The organism is Bradyrhizobium sp. BRP22, from assembly GCF_020194175.1.
Classification (GTDB): domain Bacteria; phylum Pseudomonadota; class Alphaproteobacteria; order Rhizobiales; family Xanthobacteraceae; genus Bradyrhizobium.
This window is the reverse complement of record NZ_JADYVX010000015.1, coordinates 28,475-50,701: the sequence shown is the minus strand read 5'-3', so window position 1 is coordinate 50,701 and position 22,227 is coordinate 28,475. Positions and strand designations below refer to the sequence as shown.

General features: G+C 64.9%; 24 protein-coding genes. 16 read left to right on the top strand and 8 right to left on the bottom strand.

Going from position 1 to position 22,227, the window contains the following annotated elements:
• Window positions 1-346 precede the first annotated feature (346 nt).
• On the top strand, window positions 347-736 hold the full coding sequence (locus I6F35_RS19730; RefSeq protein ID WP_225119434.1) for a response regulator: 390 nt from the start codon (window positions 347-349) through the stop codon (window positions 734-736).
• A 621-nt stretch (window positions 737-1,357) separates the two neighbouring features.
• On the opposite strand, the gene I6F35_RS19725 is transcribed toward I6F35_RS19730, so the two are convergent.
• The 5 genes from I6F35_RS19725 to I6F35_RS19705 form a co-directional block, all read right to left on the bottom strand.
• The gene (locus I6F35_RS19725) at window positions 1,358-2,476 is read right to left on the bottom strand and encodes a branched-chain amino acid ABC transporter substrate-binding protein (protein WP_225119336.1); all 1,119 of its coding nucleotides are present in this window, start codon (window positions 2,474-2,476) and stop codon (window positions 1,358-1,360) included.
• Window positions 2,477-2,638: 162 nt separating this feature from the next.
• A complete protein-coding gene (locus I6F35_RS19720) occupies window positions 2,639-3,373 on the bottom strand; it encodes an ABC transporter ATP-binding protein (protein WP_225119335.1) in 735 nt (244 codons plus the stop codon).
• Window positions 3,370-4,203, bottom strand: coding sequence for an ABC transporter ATP-binding protein (locus tag I6F35_RS19715; protein WP_225119334.1), 834 nt, complete (start codon window positions 4,201-4,203; stop codon window positions 3,370-3,372). The genes I6F35_RS19720 and I6F35_RS19715 overlap by 4 nt, the downstream gene beginning before the upstream one ends.
• Window positions 4,200-5,525, bottom strand: coding sequence for a high-affinity branched-chain amino acid ABC transporter permease LivM (gene livM / locus I6F35_RS19710; protein WP_225119333.1), 1,326 nt, complete (start codon window positions 5,523-5,525; stop codon window positions 4,200-4,202). The genes I6F35_RS19715 and livM overlap by 4 nt, the downstream gene beginning before the upstream one ends.
• Window positions 5,526-5,536: 11 nt before the next feature.
• The gene (locus I6F35_RS19705) at window positions 5,537-6,454 is read right to left on the bottom strand and encodes a branched-chain amino acid ABC transporter permease LivH (RefSeq protein WP_225119332.1); all 918 of its coding nucleotides are present in this window, start codon (window positions 6,452-6,454) and stop codon (window positions 5,537-5,539) included.
• 370 nt (window positions 6,455-6,824) lie between these two features.
• Here I6F35_RS19705 and I6F35_RS19700 point away from each other — a divergent pair, with 370 nt between their 5' ends.
• Both I6F35_RS19700 and I6F35_RS19695 read left to right on the top strand, forming a co-directional pair.
• A complete protein-coding gene (locus I6F35_RS19700; RefSeq protein WP_225119331.1) occupies window positions 6,825-6,986 on the top strand; it encodes a hypothetical protein in 162 nt (53 codons plus the stop codon).
• 187 nt (window positions 6,987-7,173) lie between these two features.
• Window positions 7,174-7,701, top strand: a complete 528-nt coding sequence (locus I6F35_RS19695) for a hypothetical protein (protein WP_225119330.1) — start codon at window positions 7,174-7,176, stop codon at window positions 7,699-7,701.
• On the opposite strand, the gene I6F35_RS19690 is transcribed toward I6F35_RS19695, so the two are convergent.
• From I6F35_RS19690 to I6F35_RS19680, 3 genes are all read right to left on the bottom strand, one after another.
• Window positions 7,681-8,073 (bottom strand): carboxymuconolactone decarboxylase family protein, encoded by a 393-nt coding sequence (locus I6F35_RS19690; RefSeq protein ID WP_225119329.1) that lies wholly within the window; start codon window positions 8,071-8,073, stop codon window positions 7,681-7,683. The genes I6F35_RS19695 and I6F35_RS19690 overlap by 21 nt on opposite strands.
• Window positions 8,074-8,183: 110 nt before the next feature.
• Window positions 8,184-8,966: a 3-oxoadipate enol-lactonase gene (pcaD, locus tag I6F35_RS19685; protein WP_225119328.1), complete on the bottom strand. Its 783-nt coding sequence runs from the start codon at window positions 8,964-8,966 to the stop codon at window positions 8,184-8,186.
• A 138-nt stretch (window positions 8,967-9,104) separates the two neighbouring features.
• Entirely contained in the window at window positions 9,105-10,463 is a 1,359-nt protein-coding gene (locus I6F35_RS19680; protein WP_225119327.1) for a 3-carboxy-cis,cis-muconate cycloisomerase, read from the bottom strand.
• Window positions 10,464-10,653: 190 nt separating this feature from the next.
• Between I6F35_RS19680 and I6F35_RS19675 the strand changes: the two genes are divergently transcribed.
• The 13 genes from I6F35_RS19675 to I6F35_RS19615 all read left to right on the top strand — a co-directional run bounded on the left by I6F35_RS19675 (window position 10,654) and on the right by I6F35_RS19615 (window position 22,221).
• On the top strand, window positions 10,654-11,100 hold the full coding sequence (locus I6F35_RS19675; RefSeq protein ID WP_027582821.1) for a carbon monoxide dehydrogenase subunit G: 447 nt from the start codon (window positions 10,654-10,656) through the stop codon (window positions 11,098-11,100).
• Window positions 11,101-11,286: 186 nt separating this feature from the next.
• Window positions 11,287-11,772 carry a (2Fe-2S)-binding protein gene (locus tag I6F35_RS19670; protein WP_225119326.1) on the top strand — a complete coding sequence of 162 codons (486 nt, stop codon included), beginning with the start codon at window positions 11,287-11,289 and terminating at the stop codon, window positions 11,770-11,772.
• Window positions 11,773-11,823: 51 nt separating this feature from the next.
• On the top strand, window positions 11,824-12,630 hold the full coding sequence (locus I6F35_RS19665) for a xanthine dehydrogenase family protein subunit M (protein ID WP_225119325.1): 807 nt from the start codon (window positions 11,824-11,826) through the stop codon (window positions 12,628-12,630).
• A gap of 37 nt (window positions 12,631-12,667) precedes the next feature.
• Entirely contained in the window at window positions 12,668-13,576 is a 909-nt protein-coding gene (locus I6F35_RS19660; RefSeq protein ID WP_225119324.1) for a MoxR family ATPase, read from the top strand.
• Between the two features lie 120 nt (window positions 13,577-13,696).
• On the top strand, window positions 13,697-14,899 hold the full coding sequence (locus I6F35_RS19655) for a VWA domain-containing protein (protein WP_225119323.1): 1,203 nt from the start codon (window positions 13,697-13,699) through the stop codon (window positions 14,897-14,899).
• Between the two features lie 13 nt (window positions 14,900-14,912).
• Complete coding sequence (locus I6F35_RS19650; protein ID WP_027582816.1) at window positions 14,913-15,236, top strand: XdhC family protein; 324 nt, start codon at window positions 14,913-14,915, stop codon at window positions 15,234-15,236.
• Window positions 15,237-15,238: 2 nt separating this feature from the next.
• Window positions 15,239-15,940 carry an XdhC family protein gene (locus I6F35_RS19645; RefSeq protein WP_225119322.1) on the top strand — a complete coding sequence of 234 codons (702 nt, stop codon included), beginning with the start codon at window positions 15,239-15,241 and terminating at the stop codon, window positions 15,938-15,940.
• Window positions 15,937-17,541, top strand: a complete 1,605-nt coding sequence (locus I6F35_RS19640; protein WP_225119321.1) for a molybdopterin-binding/glycosyltransferase family 2 protein — start codon at window positions 15,937-15,939, stop codon at window positions 17,539-17,541. Before I6F35_RS19645 ends, I6F35_RS19640 begins: the two co-directional genes overlap by 4 nt.
• A 258-nt stretch (window positions 17,542-17,799) precedes the next feature.
• Window positions 17,800-18,192: a DUF4189 domain-containing protein gene (locus tag I6F35_RS19635; RefSeq protein WP_225119320.1), complete on the top strand. Its 393-nt coding sequence runs from the start codon at window positions 17,800-17,802 to the stop codon at window positions 18,190-18,192.
• A gap of 202 nt (window positions 18,193-18,394) precedes the next feature.
• Window positions 18,395-19,420: an alcohol dehydrogenase AdhP gene (gene adhP / locus I6F35_RS19630; protein ID WP_225119319.1), complete on the top strand. Its 1,026-nt coding sequence runs from the start codon at window positions 18,395-18,397 to the stop codon at window positions 19,418-19,420.
• A 433-nt stretch (window positions 19,421-19,853) separates the two neighbouring features.
• Window positions 19,854-20,495, top strand: coding sequence for a TetR/AcrR family transcriptional regulator (locus I6F35_RS19625; RefSeq protein WP_225119318.1), 642 nt, complete (start codon window positions 19,854-19,856; stop codon window positions 20,493-20,495).
• Window positions 20,492-21,277 (top strand): efflux RND transporter periplasmic adaptor subunit, encoded by a 786-nt coding sequence (locus tag I6F35_RS19620; protein ID WP_225119317.1) that lies wholly within the window; start codon window positions 20,492-20,494, stop codon window positions 21,275-21,277. Before I6F35_RS19625 ends, I6F35_RS19620 begins: the two co-directional genes overlap by 4 nt.
• Window positions 21,274-22,221 (top strand): ABC transporter ATP-binding protein, encoded by a 948-nt coding sequence (locus I6F35_RS19615; protein ID WP_225119316.1) that lies wholly within the window; start codon window positions 21,274-21,276, stop codon window positions 22,219-22,221. Before I6F35_RS19620 ends, I6F35_RS19615 begins: the two co-directional genes overlap by 4 nt.
• Window positions 22,222-22,227: the final 6 nt, after the last annotated feature.

The window sequence follows — 22,227 nt, the reverse complement described above, 5'->3', positions numbered from 1 at the left end:
GGTCTCCTGGAACCCGATATCGAACGCAAGAGAAGGGATCACGTCAAACCCGCGCGCCGACTGTCCACATAAAGTGGAACAAGCCGGTCCGTCCGCATTGGCAGGGGGAGGCTGTCTCCAACTGGCTTCCGGCAGGTAAGATTCAAAATCCGGTAATCCGCTATGCGTCGCTTTGGCGCAACAAAAGCTGCAATCAACCTCAGGTGGCCTGCTACCGCAGGAGATGAACGAGCCCGTATGCGGTTCAGGTAACCACCTCTTTACTGACAGGGCAGATAATTCGCCTGATTACCTACCGCATTGCGATTTCCACGATAGGCTTTTCGCGGCCGGTCTGGGGGTTTTCATGGCCCGTGTTCTCGTTGTCGATGACCAATCAGACGTGCGCGCGATGATTGCCATTGTGCTGCGCGTCAACCGCTTCGAGATCGTCGAGGCGGCGTCCGCCGCGGAGGGGATCAAGGCGTTCGAAGGGGGCAGGTTCGATCTCGCCATCGTCGACATCTTCCTGCAGGGCAAGAGCGGTCTCGACGTGATGTCGATGATGCGTGGCCGACAGGCGGATCTTCCCATCGTCGCGATCTCCGGCATGACGGCGCTGGATTTCGTGTCCGAAGCACCCGACCTGCCCAACGTGGTCTGCCTGCAGAAGCCGTTTCGTCCGAACGATCTGATGCGCGCGATCGAGAAGGCGCGGCAGGCGGTTGCTCCCGACGCGGTGCGCGCGGCGGTTTGATCGGGCGGTCTCTCTCTCCAGCGAGAATTGCTTCGGCGACTACCGATTCGTCCCTGCGAAAGCAGGGACCCATAACCACAGGCGGATGTTGTGGCGCGAGCAAGCGGTTGCAGCGGAGCACACGACAATGGCCCGTGGTTATGGGTCCCGGGTCCCGGCTACGCCCAAAGGGCTTCGCCGCGGCGCGCAAGCCCGGGACGACGTGGGGAGATACTGATTCAATTGTCAAACAGCCTTGCGGGGTCATCGTCCGGCTTGACCGGACGATCCAGTATTCCAGAGGCGGTCGTGCTTGACCCGAGAGGCCTGTGGTTACTGGATGCCCGCCTGCGCGGGCATGACGGTGGAGTGTGTGAGTCCGCATTCTCGCGGCGCATCGCGTCCGAGCTTTGCATCTCGTTCCGCCGCCCGTGGAGGCATGGATTGCTTCGTGGAGCCTGTCATCGGGCGCGCGTCGCGCGACCCGTTGGCTCGCAATGACGAGGAGAGGGCGCAACGAAACTGCAGAAGCCGCAGCGTGGGCAAAGACGCATCAGTGCCGTGCCCACCATCCAACATGGTGCTCGCGAAGATGGGCGCGCTGGCGCTTTGCCCAGCCTTCCGATTTGCAGGCGAAGGTTCTCACGATCCCTTCGGATTGACTTCGGTGTAGTTGCCCTTGGCGTCCCACTTGTAGACGACGTAGTCGATGGCCTTGATGTCGCCTTTGGCGTCGAAGGCCATTTTGCCGAGCACGGTGTCCCACTCGCCGGCCTTGATCGCATCCATCACTTTCTTCGGATCGGTGGAGCCGACCTTGGCTGCCGCCTGCGACCACACCTGCATCGCGGCGTAGGTGTAGAGCGTGTAGCCTTCGGGATCGATGTTCTTTGCCTTGAACTTCTCGACGATGGCTTTCGCGGTGGGCTTGTTGCGGGGATCCGGACCGAAGGTGAACAGCGTGCCTTCGGCGGCGGGTCCGGTGATCGTGGCGAATTCCTTGTCGTTCAGGGCGTCGCCCGCCATCAGTATGGTCTGCAGACCTTGGTCGCGCATCTGCCGCAGGATCAGGCCGGCTTCCTGGTGATAGCCGCCGACATAGACGAGGTCGATATTGTCGCGCTTCAACCGCGAGACGATGGAGTTAAAATCCTTGTCGCCCTTGTTATAGGACTCGAACAACTTCTCCTGGAAGCCGGCCTTGTTGAGCGCCTTCTTGGTCTCATCCGCCAGGCCTTTGCCATAGGTTGTCTTGTCGTTCAGGATCGCGACGTTCTTGCCCTTGAAATATTTGATGATGTATTCGGCGGCGACCAGGCCCTGCTGGTCGTCACGGCCGCAGACGCGCGCCACGTTCCAGAGCTTGCGCTCGGTGAACAGTGGATTGGTCGAAGCCGGCGTGATCTGCAGCGTGTTGCCGTCGGCATAGGCTTCGGAGGCCGGGATCGACGACGACGAGCAGAAATGACCGGCGACAAAGGGGATGCGCGCGCCGGAAAGCTTCTCGGCAATCGAGCGCGCCTGCTTGGGATCGCAGGCATCGTCGCCGACCTCGAGCTTGAGCTTCTTGCCGAGCACGCCACCCGCGGCGTTGAAATCCGCGACCGCCTGTTCGGCGCCGTTCTTCATCTGCCGGCCGAAAGCGGATTCGGAGCCCGTCATCGGGCCTGCGACTGCGATGGTGATGTCTTGCGCGAATGCGCTCGCCGACAATGCCAACGATGCGCCCAATGCCAGGCCGATCAGCTTGAGTGATTTCATGTGGAGTCCCCGTGGTCATCGCTTGAGGGATGCACCCGGCGGGCGGGCCGGATGCGAAACCGGCGGCATTGTCGACTGAATTTGCCGCCGAGTCATCGGCAATTTTCAGGCAAATGCACGGTCCATTCGCAGCATCTTGCCGCAGGGTTCGTCTCCGACAGATCAGCCCCGCCGTCCGCCTTCCAGATAGGCAGCGCGGATCTCCGGCCGCTGCAACAGCTCACTGCCGGTTCCGGACAGCGTGATCAGGCCGTTGACCATGACATAGCCGCGATGGGCGAGTTTCAGCGCGTGGTTGGCGTTCTGCTCGACGATCAGGACGGTCAGGCCGTCCTGGCGGTTCAGGGTGCGGATCGCGTCGAAGATCTGGCGCGCGATCAGCGGCGCGAGCCCGAGCGAAGGCTCGTCCAGCATCAACAGGCGCGGGCGGCTCATCAGTGCGCGGCCGATCGCCAGCATCTGCTGCTCGCCGCCGGAGAGCGTGCCGCCACGCTGGTTGATGCGTTCCTTCAGCCGCGGGAACAGCGCGAACACGCGTTCCAGCACCGCAGCACGTTCGGCTTCGCTGCATTCGGTGACGTCGGCGCCCATCTGCAGGTTTTCCGCGACGCTCATGCGCGGAAAGATCCGGCGTCCCTCCGGCGACTGCGCGATCCGCAGCCGCGCGATCTGATGCGTGGGCACGCCGGTGATGTCGTCCCCATCGAATTCGATCCGGCCGGCGCGGGCGCGCGGCTTGCCGAAGATCGTCATCATCAGCGTCGACTTGCCGGCACCATTGGCGCCGATCAGCGCGACGATCTCGCCGGCATTGATCTCGATATCGACGCCTTTCAGCGCCTCGATCTTTCCATACGCCGCGCGCAGGCCCCGGATCGCAAGGAGGGGAGGGGTCATGTGCCGCTCTCCATGACGGCGAGGGCTTCTTCCTCGTCGGCGCCGAGATAGGCGGCGATCACCTTGGGGTCGTCGCGGACGGATTGTGGCGTGCCTTCGGCGATCTTGACGCCGTAGTCCATCACCACGACGTGGTCGGAAATCTCCATCACCACGGACATGTCGTGCTCGATCAAGAGGATCGAGGTGCCGAGCTCGGTGCGGATCGAGAGCAATAGTTCGCTCAAGGCGGCGCTCTCGCGCGCGTTCAGGCCGGCGGCGGGCTCGTCGAGGCAGAGCAGGGCAGGCTCGGTGCACATCGCGCGCGCGATCTCGAGCCGCCGCTGGTCGCCGTAAGGCAGGTTGCCGGCGGCATCGTCGGCGCGCTCCAGCAGGCCGATGCGCGTCAGCCAGGTGCGCGCCAGATCGATCGCGCGTGTTTCGGCGCTACGCCAGGATGGAGCGCCGATCAGGCCGAGGAAGGTGAGGCCGGAGGCGCGCATCAGCGCGTTGTGCTGCGCCACCATCAGATTCTCCAGCGCCGTCATGCCGGGGAACAGGCGGATGTTCTGGAAGGTGCGCGCCACGCGCGCCTGCTTGGAGATGCGGAAATCGTTGAGACGTTCGAGCTGGATCGTCCTGCCGTCATCATGGGTGAGGGCGATGGAGCCGCCGCTCGGTCTGTAGAAGCCGGTGATGCAGTTGAAGACCGTGGTCTTGCCGGCGCCGTTCGGGCCGATCAGCGCCGTGATCTTGCGCCGCCCGGCATCGAAGGAGAGATCGTTCACGGCGACGATGCCGCCGAACCGCATCGACAGGCCATCGACGGAGAGGATGGTGTCGCCGCTCATCCGTGCCCCTCCTTGACGAGGTCGGAGGAGATCGCCTGGTTGCGTTCGAGATAGACGGTGGGCGCGCGGTGGCCGATCAGCCCGCGTGGCCGCCAGATCATGAGCAGCACCATCGCGATTCCGAACACCAGCATGCGGTACTGGTCGAGGCCACGGAACAATTCGAAGCCGCCGATCATGGCGAGCGCGGCCAGCGCCACGCCGAGCTGCGAGCCCATGCCGCCGAGCACGACGATCGCGAGCACCAGCGCCGATTCCTGGAAGGTGAAGGATTCCGGGCTGATGAAGCCCTGGCGCGTCGCGAAGAAGGCGCCGGCAAAGCCGCCGAACATCGCGCCGGTGGCAAAGGCCGTGAGCTTGGTCGTGGTGGTGTTGATGCCGAGCGCGCGGCAGGCGACTTCGTCCTCGCGCAGCGCCTCCCAGGCGCGGCCGATCGGCAGGCGGCGCAGGCGGATCGTCACCCAGTTGGTGAGCAGCGCCAGCGCCAGGATCAAATAGAACAGGAAGACGATGCGGTGCGTCGGCGAGAATTCGATGCCGAGCCGCGCCGCCAACCCGTCTTCTCCTGGTGTCAGCGGGATGCCGAACAGGGTCGGCCGCGGGATGCCGGAGATGCCGTTCGGCCCGCCGGTCAGGCTCTGCCAGTTGATGATGACGAGGCGGATGATCTCGCCGAAGGCCAGCGTCACGATCGCAAGATAATCGCCGCGCAGCCTGAGCACGGGAAAGCCGAGCAGCACGCCCCAGAACGCCGCCAGGATGCCGGCGAGCGGCAGGCAGACCCAGAACGACAGTCCGAAATTGGTGGCGAGCAGCGCGTAGGAGTAGGCGCCGACGGCATAGAACGCGACATAGCCGAGATCGAGCAGGCCGGCGAGGCCGACCACCACGTTCAATCCCCATCCGAGCATCACATAGGTGAGCACGAGGATGGCGAGATCGAGGATGTAGCGCTGGTCGTAGAAGATGACAGGCACCAGGAACGTGAAGATCAGCAGCGCCGGCGCGAGCAGGCGTCCGGCGAGCGACAGCGCATTCTGCACCACCGGTGGAACGACGCGGACCCTGTCGGCGGGTCCCCACCATTGCCGCAGCAGTTCGACGACGATGCTGCCGCCGAACACGGCGGCGACGATGGCGGCGAGATCGCCGAACCGGGTCCAGTAGATCAGCCCGCCCTGCGGGCCGGCCTCGGTGCGGACGCCGATCATCAGCGAGAACAGCACCAGCGCGACGAGGGCGCTGATCGTGGCCTTCTTGAGGATGAAGGCGGCGCCGCTTGCGCGCGGCGCCGGTTGCTTCTCGAGCGTTGACGCGGTCACGCGGCCGCCCGTCAGACTTTTTCGACTTCAGGCCGGCCGAGCAGGCCGGTCGGAAGGAAGATCAGGACCACGATCAGGATCGAGAAGGCGGCGACGTCCTTGTACTCGACCGAGAAATAGGCCGACCAGAACGTCTCGATCAGCCCGATCGCGAGTCCGCCCAGCATCGCGCCGGGCAGCGAGCCGATGCCGCCGAGCACGGCGGCGGTGAAGGCCTTGATGCCGGCGACGAAGCCCATGAAGAAATCGACCAGGCCGTAATAGAGCAGGTACATCATGCCGGCGACGGCGGCGAGCGCGGCGCCGATCACGAAGGTCATGGAGATGGTGCGATCGACGTCGACGCCGAGCAGCGCCGCCATGGTCTGGTCCTGCTCGCAGGCGCGCATGTCGCGCCCGAGCCGCGTGCTCGACACCAGCCAGGTGAACAGCGCCAGCAGCACCACGGTGGCCAACACCACGATGATCTGGATGTTGGAGAGCTGCACCACGAAACCGGCCGGGCCCTCATGCAGCGTGTAGCCGCCGGTGATGATCGGCGGCACCGGTTTCACGCGCGCGCCTTGCGCCACTTGAGAGAAATTCGTCAGGACAAAGGACATGCCGATCGCCGACAGCATCGGCGCCAGGCGGAACGAATGCCTGAGCGGCCGGTAGGCGATCCGCTCCACCGTCCAGCCGTAGAGCGCGGTGATCGCCATCGACACCAGGAGCACGACGAACAGCACCAGCGGGATCGCGGTGAGACCGAACGAGACCAGCACCAGGAACGAGATCAGCGCGATGAAACCGCCGATCATGAAGATGTCGCCATGGGCGAAATTGATCATGCCGACGATGCCATAGACCATGGTGTAGCCGATTGCGATCAGCCCATAGATCGAGCCGAGCACGAGGCCGTTGATGAGTTGTTGGGCGAAATAATCCATGCGCGGCCGTTTGGAGCTGGCTCGGTTCTGACCGGATCGGAACCCGACAAGCCCTGGTTTTGTTTGATGCGTTCCCTTCACGCGAACCGGTATCCACTTCGCTTGAAAACGCCATCCGAGGAGCGACGCGGCGAGGGCTCCCGGCAGCCTTGTCCGACGCGTCGTCTCATTTTCTAACAGTGGAACACCTTGGGCGGCAACAGCGGGAGGTGCGGCTTCAAGGGCTTGTACAGAGGTAGTTTTGCCGACGGTTCCCCATTCAATATCCTCCCACCGTGACGTGACGGTTCCCGCCGAAACGCCGTCCTTGTTCCCGCGTTGGCCTCTGCCTGGTCCGTCTGGACCGGGCCCAACCCCAGGGAGATTGCGAATGGCCAATCAGAACCAGAACGCGGGTCAGCAGAATCAAAATCCGGGCCAGAAGCCCGGCCAGCAGCAGGGCGGCGGCAGCAAGCCCGGCCAGCAGCAGCAGGACCCGAACCGTCAGGGCCAGACCCCCGGCCAAGGGCAGAACCCAGGCCAAGGGCGCTAGTTTCCCGTCCAAGTGAGAGCCGAAGGAAAGTCCTGCCGCAAGGCGGGACTTTCTTTTTGGACGCTGTCCACAGCGGCTGCCCCATTAAGGTTAACAAAGGGTTTAGATTGCCGCTTGATTTCCAACGAAGTTACCTCGCGTCAAATCCTTATGGCGGGACCGGCGAGCGGAACACGGGGAGCGGCAGATGTCGACGAACTGGCGGATCAGCTCATTCAGCGGCGCGCTGCTGGCGGCCTATTTCATCCCGGTCTGGACCAGCATCGCCTTCCAGATCATCGAGGCGCCGGTCCGCGGCCTCTACGACCGGCCGAGCGTGTCGATCGGCTTCTTCATCAGCGATCATCTGCATCTGTCGGGCATCGCGAGCGTGCGTATTGCCTGGCTGCTGGCGCTGGCGCGGATCACGACCGTTGCCTTTTTCGCGCTGTACCTGGTGCTGCTTTCGAGCCGCTCGGTCCGCGAGCGCGGCGGCGGCGATGAAACCCTCGGCATGGCGCTGGCGCTCGGCAGCGTGCTCAGCTTCGTCAGCATGCTGGCGGCCTCCGCGGTCGGCGAGGCCGAGGCGCTGCGGCTGCATGCGACCGAGCTGCTGATGCTGCTCGGCATCGGCATCGTGCTGCTGATCGAGGGCGCCGCGCCGCGGATGGCCGAGGTGCGGAACGAGGCCGATGCCGTCGTGCCCGCCGGCAATTTATCGCTTCAACAGCCCTAGCTCCGCAACGATCGCCGACGCTTCCTTCACCGCGTGATTGGCGGCCGGCACACCGCAATAGATCGCCTGCTGCAGCAGGATCTCCTTGATGTCATCAGGCGAGAAGCCGCCTTCGGTGAGCGCCGCGCGCACATGCAGGCGGAATTCATCCCACTGCCCGAGCGCGACCATTGTGCCGATGACAAGCACGCGCCGCGTACGATGGTCGAAATGCGGCCGCGTCCAGATTTCACCCCACGCATAGCGCGTGATCAGGTCCTGGAAATCGGTGTTGAAGGCATTGCGGTTGGCGATCGATTTGTCGACCCATTCATTGCCCAGCACTTTCCGGCGCTGGGTCATGCCCTCGTCGCGGCGCTTGTCGTCGTCCATGATGATCTCCTCCCGTCATTGCGAGGAGCGAAGCGACGAAGCAATCCATTGTATCCGCGGGCGCAATATCGATTGCTTCGCTTCGCTCGCAAATGACGACGTTGTTGGACCTAGCGTTGCGTCAGGAAGCCGACCACGGCTTCGGTGAAGGCGTGCGGCTGCTCGACATTGGAGATATGCGCGGCATCGAGGATCGTCATGCTGGCGCCGGGGATATGGCTGCGAATGTATTCCGCGGCCGAGACCGGGGTGCCCATATCGTGACGGCCGGCGATCACCAGCGTCGGATTCGTGATCTTCGGCAACAGATCGCGCTGGTCGAGCGTGCTCAAGACCTCGCAGCAGGCGATGTAAGCGTCGACAGGTGAAGCCAACAGCATCGCCTTCATCCGGGCTGTGATCTGCGGCTCACGCTCGCGGAAATCAGCCGTCAGCCAACCTGCGATCGCGGTGTCGGCGACCGCGGCGATGCCGCCTTCCTTCACCGCCTTGATACGGTTGTGCCAGTTGGTCGGATCCGGATAGTGGCAGGTGGTGTTGGCGAGGATGATCTTGCCGAAGCGTTCCGGCGCGTTGGCACCCAGCCATTGCCCGACCATGCCGCCCATCGACAGGCCGCACCAATGGGTCTTCTCGATATTGAGGTCGTCGAGGATCGCCAGCACGTCGCGGCCGAAACGCTCTATCGAATAGGGGCCGGGAGGGACCTGCGACTTGCCGTGGCCGCGCCGGTCGTAGCGGATGACGCGGAACACCTGCGTCAGCGCCTTCATCTGCGGCTCCCACATCTGCAGCGTGCAGCCCAGCGAATTCGACAGCATCAGCGTCGGTCCGCCGTCGCGGCCTTCCACCTGGACGTTGAGTAGGCATCCGTCGGCGTCGATCATCGGCATGGTCTGCGTTCCCCTATTTCTCTCGTCATTCCGGGGCGATGCGACAGCATCGAGCCCGGAATCCATTTCACCGCCTGTGTATGTGGCCCGATGGATTCCGGGCTCGTGCTCCGCGCGCCCCGGAATGACAGCGGTGTCTTACGACAAATCCTCGAGCGAGGCGAGCAGGCGGTCGATCAGCGCCTGCGAGGCGCCCTGATAGGCCATCGGCTCGAACAGTTTTTCGATTTTGTCCGCGGCAAGCTGCGCGGTGATCCCTGGATCGGCTTTCAGCACGTCGCGCAGGTGCCTCTGTTCGGCGACGGCCTTCTTGCTGGCGGCTTCGATGAGGTGATGCGCTTCGCTCTTGCCGAGCTTTTCGGCGAGCGCCATCGATACCGCTTCCGCCATGATCAGCCCGTTGGTCGCACCGAGGTTGACGCGCATCCGCGCGGCGTCGACGTCCAGGCCCTCGGCGAGTTCGACGACAGCGGCGAGCGCGCCCGAGGTGACCAGCATCAGCGTCGGCAAGGTCGGCCATTCCGCGTGCCAGGGGCCGGCGCTGCGCTCGTGGTCCTGCACCTGCGCGGCAAGGATCGTCGCGGCGAGATTGGGGGCCGTGGTGGCGGCAGCGAGCGCGGTTGCGGCGGCAACCGGATTGCGCTTGTGGGGCATGGTCGAGGAACCGCCGCGGCCTTCGCCGGAGGGCTCGAAGGCTTCGGCGACGTCGGTCTGCATCATCAAGGAGACGTCGCGGGCGATCTTGCCGCAGCTTCCCGCGATGATGGCGAGGGCGGATGCGATCTCCGCGATACGGTCGCGGTGGGTGTGCCAGGGTGCTTCCGGCAACGGCAGGTCGAGTTCTTGCGCCAGCTTTGCGGCCACGGCCATGCCGTTGTCGCCGAGCGCGGCGAGCGTGCCGGCGGCGCCGCCGAATTGCAGGGCCAGGGCCTCGCGGCGCAGGCGCAGCAGCCGCTTGCGCGAGCGGTGCAGGCTTGCGGCATATTCGGCGAGCTTGAGGCCGAACGGCATCGGCAGCGCGTGCTGCAGCCAGGTGCGCGCGACCACCGCGGTGTCGCGATGCTGGCGGGCCAGCTTTGCAAAGCCGGCGATGGCGCGATCGAGATCGACGAGCAGCGCGTCGATGCCGGCACGCAACGTGAGCATGGTTGCGGTGTCGATGACATCCTGGCTGGTCGCGCCCCAATGCACATAGCGCGCGGCCTCCTTGTCGGCTCTGGCGACCTCGGCGGTGAGCGCCTTGACCAGCGGAATCGCCAGGTTGCCCGAGCGGACAGCGGCGTCCGCGAGCGCCGCGGCATCGAATGATTCGGCCCGACAGGCCGCGCCGATCGCCCCCGCCGCGGCATTCGGAATCACGCCGACCGCTGCTTCGGAACGCGCCAGCGCTGCCTCGAAATCCAGCATATTCTGCAAGGTGGCGGCGTCGTCGCAGACCGCGCGCATCGCGGCGCTTGACAGCATCGGTGCCAGCAGCGGGGAGAGGGATGTGCTCATCGCGCGCGACCTAATCATTCCCGGCTGCCCCTGCCAATGGCCCTTCTTGATCCGGCCCGGCCCTGTCACAAGGGCGGTCTCCGTTTTGCTGCGCTGCGAATATGCATCGCTCGTCGTCAGATGTTGGTCTTTCCTTTGTGGCTGCTGTGCTTTAGTTGGGTGTTGGTTTGATGCGATCGGGGAGGCTCTCATGGCAATGACAATGAACGGCGAAGTCCAACTTGCGGCGCCGCGCGAGGCCGTGTGGGCCAAGCTCAACGATCCCGAGGTGCTGAAGGTCTGCATCCCCGGCTGCGAGGAGTTGGAGAAGACCGAGGACAACGGCTTTCGCGCGGTCGCCAAGATGAAGGTCGGCCCGGTCTCGGCGCGCTTCAAGGGCAAGGTCATGCTGTCCGATCTCGATCCGCCCAACGGCTACAAGATCTCGGGCGAAGGCGAGGGCGGGGTTGCCGGATTCGCCAAGGGCGGCGCGACCGTCGCGCTCGCCGACAAGGATGGCGGCACGCTCCTGAGCTATAACGTCGAGGCGCAGATCGGCGGCAAGCTCGCCCAACTCGGCCAGCGATTGATCAATGGCACGGCCAAGAAGCTGGCCGATGAATTCTTCGCGAATTTCGCCAAGGCTGTGCAGGGCTGACGCCAAGAAGCCCGCCTCCAAGCTAAAGACTAGCGGCGCTGCACAACGGCGCAAAAACGGCACGACGTCATCCGGCCATGCGAGGGGCGAGGTTGCCCATTGCGGTGATGGCCCATATTATGGCTTTGGAACGGTTATAAACGCCTGTTCTGTCGATGTGCGGCAGAGCAGATCAAGAGAGTGCTGATGGCCAAGATTTCCCTGATCGTGAACGGCAATCCCGTCACCGCCAATGTCGACCCCCGTACCCTTCTCGTCCAATTCCTGCGTGAAAACCTGCGGTTGACCGGCACCCATGTCGGCTGCGACACCTCGCAATGCGGCGCCTGCGTCGTGCATCTCGACGGCAAGGCCGTGAAGTCCTGCACCACGCTCGCGGTGATGGCCGACGGCCATGAGGTCAAGACCATCGAGGGATTGGCGCCGGACGGCGGGCCGCTGCATCCGATGCAGGAAGCGTTCCGCGAGAATCATGGTTTGCAGTGCGGCTTCTGCACGCCCGGCATGATCATGACCGCCGTCGATATGGTGCACCGCAAGGGCAATGATCTTTCCGACGAGGTGATCCGCGAGGAGCTCGAGGGCAATCTGTGCCGCTGCACCGGCTATCAGAACATCGTCGCCTCGATCGCCGCCGGCGCCAAGGCGATGGCGAAGTCCGATCTGGCTTGAACCTCAGCGCATTGCATCGCGATTGCGGTTTGAAATTTCCGGGACAATCCAATGTATGAATTCAAGTATCATCGTCCGGCGACCGTGCGACAGGCCGCCAACCTTCTGGTGAAGAACGACGACGCCAAGCTGATCGCCGGCGGTCACACGCTGGTGCCGGTCATGAAGCAGCGGCTCGCAAGCCCGCCGCATCTGGTCGACCTCTCCCACATCGAAGGCCTCGACACCATCGAAATGAAGGGCCGTGCGCTCGCGATCGGCGCCACCGCCAAGCATGCTGAGGTCGCCAACTCTGCCGTCGTGGGCGAGGCGATTCCCGCGCTCGCCGAGCTCGCGGCTGGAATCGGCGATCCTGCCGTGCGCCATCGCGGCACCATCGGTGGTTCGCTGGCGAACAATGACCCGACCGCGGACTATCCGGCCGCGGTGCTGGCACTGGGGGCGACCATCGTCACCAACAAGCGGCGGCTCAAGGCGGAAGAGTTCTTCCAGGGCCTGTTCTCGACCGCGCTCGAGGGCGACGAGATCATCACCAAGGTGCAGTTTCCGGTGCCGAAGAAGGCGGCCTATGTGAAGTTCCGCAACCAGGCCTCGCGCTATGCGCTGGTCGGCGTGTTTGTCGCGCGCCGTCCGTCGGATGTCCGCGTCGCCGTCACCGGCGCCGGCTCGGACGGCGTGTTCCGCGTCACCGCCTTCGAGGAAGCCCTGCAGAAGCGGTTCTCGCCCAAGGTGCTGGAGGGGCTCAGCGTATCGCCGGAGGGGCTTAACAGCGACCTGCACGGCAGCGCCGAATATCGCGCGCATTTGATCGGGGTGCTGGCGCGCCGGGCGGTCGAAGCTGCTAACGCTAAAGCGTGATAATACAGGCTCCCTTGGCTCCAACACCGGCGTTCCCATGACCGCATCGGCGCTACCGAAATCCGTCGATGCACTGCTCGAGCTCCTGACCTCGCGCGGCTATCTCGCCGAGCGGTCGCTTGCGACGGTGACCTATCTCGCCTTGCGCATGGGCCGGCCGTTGTTCCTTGAAGGCGAGGCCGGCGTCGGCAAGACCGAGATCGCCAAGGTGCTGTCGTCAGCGCTCGGGCGGACGCTGATCCGCCTGCAGTGTTACGAGGGCCTCGACGTCGCCTCCGCGGTCTATGAGTGGAATAGCGCCTCGCAGATGATCGCGATTCGCCTGGCTGAAGCCTCCGGCGACACCGACCGCGACCAGCTTGCGAGCGACATCTTTGCCGAGCGCTTCCTGATCAAGCGGCCGCTATTGCAGGCGCTGGAGCCTGACGTCGCCGGCCCGCCGGTGCTCCTGATCGACGAGCTCGACCGCGCCGATGAGGCGTTCGAGGCGTACCTGCTGGAGATCCTGTCGGACTTCCAGGTGACGATCCCCGAGCTCGGCACGGTGAAGGCGCCGGCGCCGCCGATCGTCATCATCACCTCCAACCGCACCCGCGAGATCCACGACGCGCTGAAGCGGCGCTGTCTCTATCACTGGGTCGACTATCCCGCAGCCGAGCGCGAGCTCGCGATCGTCAAGTCGCGGGTGCCGAACATTTCGGACAAGCTGTCGCAGCAGGTGGTGCGCTTCGTGCAAGCGCTGCGCGACCAGGATTTCTACAAGTCGCCCGGCGTCGCCGAGACCATCGACTGGGCCACCGCGCTCTCCGAGCTCGATGCGCGCTCGCTAACGCCGCAAGTGGTCGGCGACACCCTCGGTGCGCTCCTGAAGTACCAGGACGACATCGCGCGCATGCAGGGCGATACGCTGCAGAAGGTTTTGAAGGAAGCGACGAGCGAGACGTAGTTGCTCGCGTTCGCTTCGGTCGTTCCGGGGCGCGCGCAGCGCGAACCCGGAACCTCGCGCCGCAATCTCCAGATTCCGGGTTCACGCTTCGCGTGCCCCGGAATGACGAGGTGAGGATAGATGCCCATCAACCACCTTGCGCCGCCGACGGGCCACATGGCCGATAACGTGGTCGGCTTCGCCCGCGCGCTGCGGGCGGCCGGGCTGCCGGTCGGGCCGGGCTCGGTGATCGATGCGCTCAATGCGCTGCAGTTGATCGAAATCGGCAGCCGCGCCGACTTCTACGCCACGCTGGAAGCGATCTTCGTCAAGCGCCACGAGCATGCGCTGATCTTTGCCCAGGCTTTCGATCTGTTCTTCCGCGCCGCCGAGGAGTGGAAGAGCATGCTGGACTCGGTGCCGCTGCCCGACCACGCCAAGAAGAAGCCGCCGCCGGCCTCGCGCCGCGTGCAGGAGGCGCTGTCGCAGCCCGCGAGCCGCGAGGAGCGGCCGCAGGAGCAGGCGCAGGACCTCAAGCTCTCGGTCTCCGATCGCGAGATATTGCAGAAGAAAGACTTCGCGCAGATGAGCGCGGCCGAGATCGCCGAGGTCACCCGCGCCATCGCCAAGATGAGTCTGCCGCAGGCGGAGTTGGAGACGCGCCGCTACCGGCCGGACGCCCGCGGCCTGAAGCTCGACATCCGCCGCACCGTGCGCAACTCCTTGCGCACCGGCGGGGAGATCGTCGACATCCGCAAGCTCGGCCGCATCGACAAGCCGGCGCCGATCGTGGCGCTGCTCGACATCTCGGGTTCGATGAGCGAATATACCCGCCTGTTCCTGCATTTCCTGCATGCCATCACCGACGCCCGCAAACGCGTGTCAGTGTTCCTGTTTGGCACCCGGCTGACCAACGTGACGCGGGCGCTGCGCCAGCGCGATCCCGACGAGGCGCTGGCAAGCTGCTCCTCGAGCGTCGAGGACTGGGCCGGCGGCACCAGGATCGCGACCTCGCTGCACACCTTCAACAAGCTCTGGGCCCGGCGGGTGCTGGGGCAGGGCGCGATCGTGTTATTGATCTCCGACGGACTGGAACGCGAGGCGGACGCCAAGCTCGCCTTCGAGATGGACCGGCTGCACCGTTCCTGCCGTCGCCTGATCTGGCTCAATCCGCTGCTGCGCTACAGCGGCTTCGAGGCCAAGGCGCAGGGCATCAAAATGATGCTGCCCCACGTTGACGAATTCCGCCCGGTACATAATTTGAGCTCTATCCAGGGGCTGATCGACGCGCTTTCGGCCCCGCCACCACCGCATCATCGCAGCCTGATCCGCTCCGTAGCTTGAAGAGGGTTTTCAAATGCTCAATCGCGACGAAGACATCCTGAAGGCGGCTGAGGACTGGCAGAAGGCCGGACACGGGGTGGCGCTGGCCACCGTGGTGGAGACCTGGGGCTCGGCGCCGCGACCGGCGGGTTCGAGCCTCGTCATCAACGACGAGGGTACATTCCTGGGCTCGGTCTCAGGCGGCTGCGTCGAAGGCGCCGTGGTGACCGAGGCGCTCGACGTGATCTCGAGCGGCCAGCCCAGGATGCTCGAATTCGGCGTGGCTGACGAGACCGCCTGGAATGTCGGCCTGTCCTGCGGCGGCACCATCCGCGTCTTCGTCGAGAAGGTAGGCTAGCCGTGAAGCTCGAAACGCTGAAAGAGCTGAATGCCGAGCGCGCCGCGCGGCGCCCGGTGATTGTCGTCACCGATACCGCCAATGGCGAGCAACGGCTGGTGAAAGCCAAGGACTTTGCCGCCGATCCCCTGCATGCCGAGCTTGCCAAGGCATTGCGCATGGGCAAGAGCACCAATGTCGAGGTCGGCGGCAAGAAGCTGTTCCTCAACGTCTACGCGCCGACCGCAAAGCTCGTGATCATCGGCGCCGTCCATATCAGCCAGGCGCTGGCGCCGCTGGCGCGATCGCTGGATTATGACGTCACCGTCGTCGATCCGCGCACTGCTTTTGCCAGCCCGGAACGCTTTCCCGACGTGCCCCTGATCGCGGAATGGCCTGATGTCGCGCTGCCGCCGCTCAACGTCGATCACTACACCGCCTTCGTCGCGGTGACGCACGATCCGAAGATCGATGATCCCGCGCTGCTGCACGCCTTCGAGCGCGACTGCTTCTATATCGGAGCGCTGGGCTCGCGGAAGACGCATGCGAAGCGCGCGGAGCGGCTGCGCGCGCAAGGCGCGAAGGAGAGCGACATCGCGCGCATCCATGCGCCGATCGGGCTCGACATTGGTGCGGTATCGCCGTCCGAGATCGCGGTCGCCATCATGGGAGAGATCACCGCGACGCTGCGGCTGCCGCCGAAAGAGAAAGAAGTTGCGGCATGAAGTTTGGGCCTGCCAGTCCGCGTGACGCGATTGGCGGCGTCACCGTCCACACACTGCGGCAGGGGTCGCTGGTGCTGAAGAAGGGCACCACGATCGGCCCTGCCGAAGTGGAAGCCTTGACCAAGGCCGGGGTGAAGGAAATCGTCGTGGTGCGGCTGGAGGAGGGCGACGTCTCTGAAGACGCCGCCGCGGCCAGCATCGCGCAGGCCATTGCCGGCGATGGCGTCAATGTCGAGCGTGCCTTCACCGGCCGTGCCAATCTGTTCGCTGCACGCGCGGGCGTGCTGGTGATCGACCGTGCCGCGGTCGATCGCATCAACGGCGTCGATGAGGCGATCACGCTCGCCACGCTGACCGCGTTCAAGCCGGTGGTCGAAGGCGAGATGATCGCCACCGTCAAGCTTATTCCTTTTGGCGTCGAAGCGCGCTTGCGCGATGCGGCGGTCGCGGTGGCCAGCCGCGACACGCTGCAGGTTGCGCCTTACGTCATCAAGAAGGTCGGTATCGTCTCCACGATGCTGCCGGGGCTGTCGCCGAAGGTGATCGAGAAGACGCTGCGTGTCACCGCCGAGCGCCTCGCGCCCGCCGGGGCCAGCATCATTGCCGAGCGCCGCGTGCCGCATGAGGAGACCGCGCTGGCTGCATCGATCAAGGAATTGCTCGGGCTCGGCGCCGAGCTTGTGATCGTGTTCGGCGCTTCCGCGATCGCCGACCGGCGCGACGTGATCCCGGCGGCGATCACCGGGATCGGCGGCGCGATCGAGCATTTCGGCATGCCGGTCGATCCGGGCAATCTGCTCCTGATCGGCAGCGCGGCGAATGTGCCGGTGCTGGGTGCGCCCGGCTGCGCGCGCTCTCCGGTCGAGAATGGATTCGATTGGGTGCTGATGCGCCTGCTCGCGGGGATCAAGGTCACGCGCGCCGAGCTCACCGGCATGGGGGTCGGTGGGCTGTTGATGGAGATCGTGACGCGGCCGCAGCCGCGCACAGGCTCCGACACCGAAGGCAATCGCAAGCTCGCGGCCATCGTGCTCGCCGCCGGCCGCTCGACACGGATGGGTGGCCCCAACAAGCTGCTCGCGGAGATCGGCGGCAAGAAGCTGGTGCGTATTGCGACCGAGCAGGCGCTGGCGTCAAAGGCTTCGGAGGTGATTGTCGTCACCGGGCATCAGGCGGAGCTGGTCGAACAGGCGCTGCAGGGGCTGAAGGTGAAGTTCGTGCGCAATCCGGATTTCGCCGGCGGGCTTGCGAGTTCGGTAAAGGCCGGCATCTCCGCGGTGTCCGACAATGTCGACGGTGCCGTGATCTGCCTCGGTGACATGCCGTTGATCGGCGCGTCCTTGATCGACCGGCTCATCGATACCTTTGCACCCGACCGCGGCCATTTGATCGCGGTCCCCGTCAGCGAGGGCAGGCGCGGCAATCCCGTGCTGTGGTCGCGGCGCTTCTTCAAGGAATTGATGACGCTCGACGGCGACATCGGCGCGCGGCATTTGATCGCCAAGCATGCCGAAGCCGTGGCCGAAGTCCCCGTCGACGGCGAAAGCGCCTTCCTCGACATCGACACCCCGCAGGCGTTGGAAGCGGCGCGCGGGTCATAACCGTCGTCCCGGCCAAGCGAAGCGCGAGCCGGTACCCATAACCACGAATGCTCGTGATGTGTGAGCTGTGACCGCTCGCTCGCGCCACAACGAGCGCCTGTGGTTATGGGTCCCGCGTCAAGCGCGGGACGACGGATGATGGAATCGCGCCGCTCTCTTCCCACGTCATTGCGATTTGCGCGTCTCTCAATCTCCCGTTCACCAAGTGGAAACGTCCGGCGGCTAGAGTCCGCGCCGGCTGTCTGGGGGTTGGGGAAAGTGATCGTCTCGACAAGGCGTGCGCAACGCCGCGCGCTGTTCATTCTTGCGCTCACGCTAGCATTGGGCGCGACGCGCTTGATCACCGAGAGCTGGGCGGCGGGCGCCATTGCGGTCGGCAAATGCGGCGCTTATGGCCACGCCTATGACTATCCCGCCGAAGCGGCGGCCCGCGCTGCGGCGCTGAAGCAGTGCAAGGGCGAATGCACCACCATCACCATGAAGCGTGCCTGCGCCGCTTTATCCGTCGACATGGCCAATCCGTGCGGGGCGCACGGTTACGCCGTGGAGCCGAAGATCTCGCGCTCGCTGAACGCAGCGACCCGCAAATGCTATGAATATGGCGGCAAGGAATGCGTGATCCGCGCCTGGGCCTGCGACGCCAGAGGTTAGCGCAGCCCTCGTAACCCGGGTGGAGCGCGTAACCCGGGACCGCTCGCGCCGCTGATGCAGTTCCCCGGGTTGCGCTTCGCTTCACGAGGCGCGGTTGTCATTGCGATGTCACACGCGCACATTCGTCGCGTCCTTTGACACCGATCAAGAAACGAGAGGCGGCCGGCCGCTAGTCTGCTCTCCAAAGCGAAGGAGCAGACAGATGCCGACCATGAAAGCCGCTGTTGTCCGGAATTTTGGCAAGCCGCTCGAGATCGAGAATGTGCCGGTGCCCGAACCGGGTCCGGGCGAAGTCCTGGTCAAGGTGAAAGCCTGCGGCGTATGTCACACCGATCTGCATGCCGCGTCCGGAGACTGGCCGGTGAAGCCGGTTCCTCCCTTCATTCCGGGCCATGAGGCCGCCGGCATTGTCGCAGCGCTCGGCCCTGGTGTGACCAATCTCAGGGTTGGTGATGCCGTCGGCGTCGCCTGGCTGCATGACGCGTGCATGCGTTGCGAGTATTGCGAGACCGGTTGGGAAACCCTGTGCGAGCACCAGCACAATACCGGCTACAGCGTGAACGGCGGCTTCGCCGAATATGTCATCGCATCGGCGGCATTCGCCGCAAAATTGCCGGCGAATATTGACTTCGCAAAGGTGGCGCCGATCCTGTGCGCCGGCGTCACGACCTACAAGGGACTGAAGGAGACCGAAGCGCGGCCCGGCGAGTGGGTCGTCATCTCTGGCGTCGGCGGCCTCGGCCATGTCGCCATCCAATATGCGAAGGCGATGGGGCTCAAGGTGGCCGCGGTCGATATCGCCGAGGACAAGCTTGAGCTCGCGCGAAGCACCGGCGCCGATCTCGCCGTCAATGCGTTGTCGGAGACGGCGGTGGAGAAGGTGTTGGCATCGACCGGGGGAGGGGCGCATGGCGTGCTGGTGACCGCGGTGTCCACCGCTGCATTCGCGCAGGCGCTGAAGATGGTGCGGCGCAAGGGGACCGTCAGCCTCGTCGGCCTTCCGCCCGGCGAATTCCCGACGCCGATTTTTGATGTCGTCTTGAAGCGCATCACGGTGCGCGGCTCGATCGTCGGCACCCGCCGCGATCTCGACGAAGCGATCGCCTTTGCCACCGACGGCAAGGTGCACGCGGAGATCACCAAGGCGCCGCTGGAGAAGATCAACGACATCTTCGACCGGATGAAGTCCGGGAAGATCGACGGCCGCATGGTGCTGGATTTTGCGTAGGACGGCGAGCCGTTTCCACGCGGGAGCTGCGCGCCCTCTCCCGCTTGCGGGAGAGGGCGGGGTGAGGGTGTCTCCGCGGGGTTGGACCGACGTGATTGAGTCAGAGTCCCCCAGTGGAGAAAGCCCCCAGCCGGCGCTGCGCGCCGACCTCCCCCGCAAGCGGGAGAGGTTGAACTGAGCAAGCGGCAAGGCTGGTTTAGCAAATAATTCAGGGCCGTAGCCCGAGTGGAGCGAAGCGCAACCCGGGACAGCTTGCCACGCGGATGCAGATTTCCCGGGGTTACGCGTTTCGCTCCTACCCGGGCTACGGGCCGACAATTAACTTGACTATGACTGACCAGTCAGTCAAAATCATCGCATGAAACATCACGCCAAATCTTCCGTTCGCTCCAAGGCCCGGCGCCGGACCGCCAGCAGGGCGGCGCGGGCCAAGGTGTCAAAAGTGGTCTCGCCGAAGCTTGCCGGCGGCGGGCCGAACCGCGCCGAGCGCGCGGCGGAGCGGCGGGCGGCGATCGTGGAGGCGGCGATGGAGGAGTTCGTCGCACGCGGTTTCGCTGCAACCCGGCTCGACGACATCGCCAAGCGCGCCGGCGTCGCCAAGGGCACGATCTATCTGCATTTCAAGGACAAGGAATCGATGTTCGAGGAATTGATCCGGACCGCGCTGGTGCCGCTGATCGGCCGCATGGCCTCGCCGGCGCCGGCCGGCGGATCGGTCCGCGATGCAGTCGAGAGCTTTGCGGAGATGTTCATCCGCGAGATCGCCTCGACGCGCCGCGGCGACATTGTGCGGCTCATCATGGCCGAAGGGCCGCGCTTTCCGGCGATCGCCGATTTCTATTTCCGCGAAGTGGTGTCGCGCGGGATGGCCGGTATGCGCGCGCTGATCGAGGTTGCGATCGCGCGCGGCGAGATCCGCAACAAGGAACTGGTGCGCTTCCCGCAGATCATGGTCGCGCCCGCGCTGATCGCGGTGATCTGGCAGAGCATGTTCAGCAAGCATTCGCCATTGGATGCGATCGAGATGCTGCGCGTCCACCTCGACCTGATCTTCGGCGAACGGAGGACGACATGACCTCGTCGCGAACGATCAGGATGCTGGTCGCGGTAGCGCTGGCCGCAGTGCTCGCCGCCTGCCAGGAGCGCCGCGATCCCGGATTCCAGGGCTGGGTCGAAGCAGACATGATCTTTGTCAGCCCGGATGAATCCGGCCGCGTGGTCAAGCTCAACGTGCGCGAAGGCGACGAGGTGAAGGTCGGCGACCTGCTTTACTCCGTCGACGACGACCTGCAGCAGGCCGATCTCAACCAGAACAAGGCGACACTCGCCAATGCGCAGCAGACCTATGACCGCGCTGCGTCCCTGCGAGGGACGGGTGCGGGCACGCAGGCCAATCTTGACGCCGCGGTCTCGGCATTGCGCGTGGCCGAAGCCAAGGTCAACACGTCGGAGACGCGGCTGGCGCGGCGCAAGGGGTTTGCGCCGGTCGCCGGCACCATCCAGCAGATCTATTTCCGCGAGGGCGAGATGGTGGCGGCGCAGCGGCCGGTGCTCTCGATCATGCCGCCCGGCAACATGAAGCTGCGCTTCTTCGTGCCTGAAGCGGAACTGCCGAAGCTTTCGATCGGCGACCAGGTCCGCGTCGTCTGCGACAATTGCGCCGCCGATCTCACCGCGAAGATCTATTTCATCGCGACCACGGCGGAATACACCCCGCCCGTGATCTACAGCCTCGATGAGCGCAACAAGCTTGTCTATTTGATCCAGGCGCGGCCGAGCCGGCCCGATGCGTTGCGCGTGGGCCAGCCGATCAGCGTCTATCTCAATCCGAAGACGCCGGTGGCGGACCGGCAATGAGCACGGTCGCCAACCATACGCCTGACATCGCCATCGACGTCCATGGCCTCTCCAAATCGTTCGGCGGCCGCGAGGTCGTGCATGATCTGTCGATGCAGGTGCGGCGCGGCTCGATCTACGGCTTCCTCGGTCCCAACGGCAGCGGCAAGACCACGACCATCCGCATGCTCTGTGGCCTGCTCACGCCCGACAGCGGCAACGGCACCTGCCTCGGCTACGATATCCGCCGCGATGCCGACCGCATCAAGCGCCTGGTCGGCTACATGACCCAGCGCTTCAGCCTGTACCAGGACCTTTCGGTGCGCGAGAACCTGGAATTCGTCGCGCGGCTCTACGGCATGCCCGACGCGCGCGGCGCAGCGCGCGAGATGATCGCGCGCATCGGGCTGAGCGGCCGGGAGGAGCAGCTTGCCGGCAATCTCTCCGGAGGCTGGAAGCAGCGGCTTGCGCTCGGCGCCTGCACGCTGCCCAATCCGAAACTGCTGCTGCTCGACGAGCCGACCGCCGGCGTCGATCCCAAGGCGCGGCGCGACTTCTGGAACGAAATCCACACGCTTGCCGCCGAGGGCCTGACCGTGCTGGTCTCCACGCACTACATGGACGAGGCCGAGCGCTGCCACGAGATCGCGTACATCGCCTATGGCCATCTCTTGGCACATGGCACGGTGGAAGAGGTGATCGCAGGCTCGGCGCTCTCGACCTATACGGTGACCGGCGACGATCTCAACGGACTTGGCGACGAACTCGCCGGCAAGGCCGGCATCGACATGGTGGCGCCGTTCGGCACCAGCCTGCATGTCTCCGGCCGCGACAAGGCGGCGCTGGATGCGACGGTTGCCGCCTATCGCGGTGATCCGCGCTGGCACTGGCAGGACAGCGAGCCGTCGCTCGAAGACGTGTTCATCGATCTCATGGGCCGCTCCAAGGATAATTTCCAGGGATAAATTCCA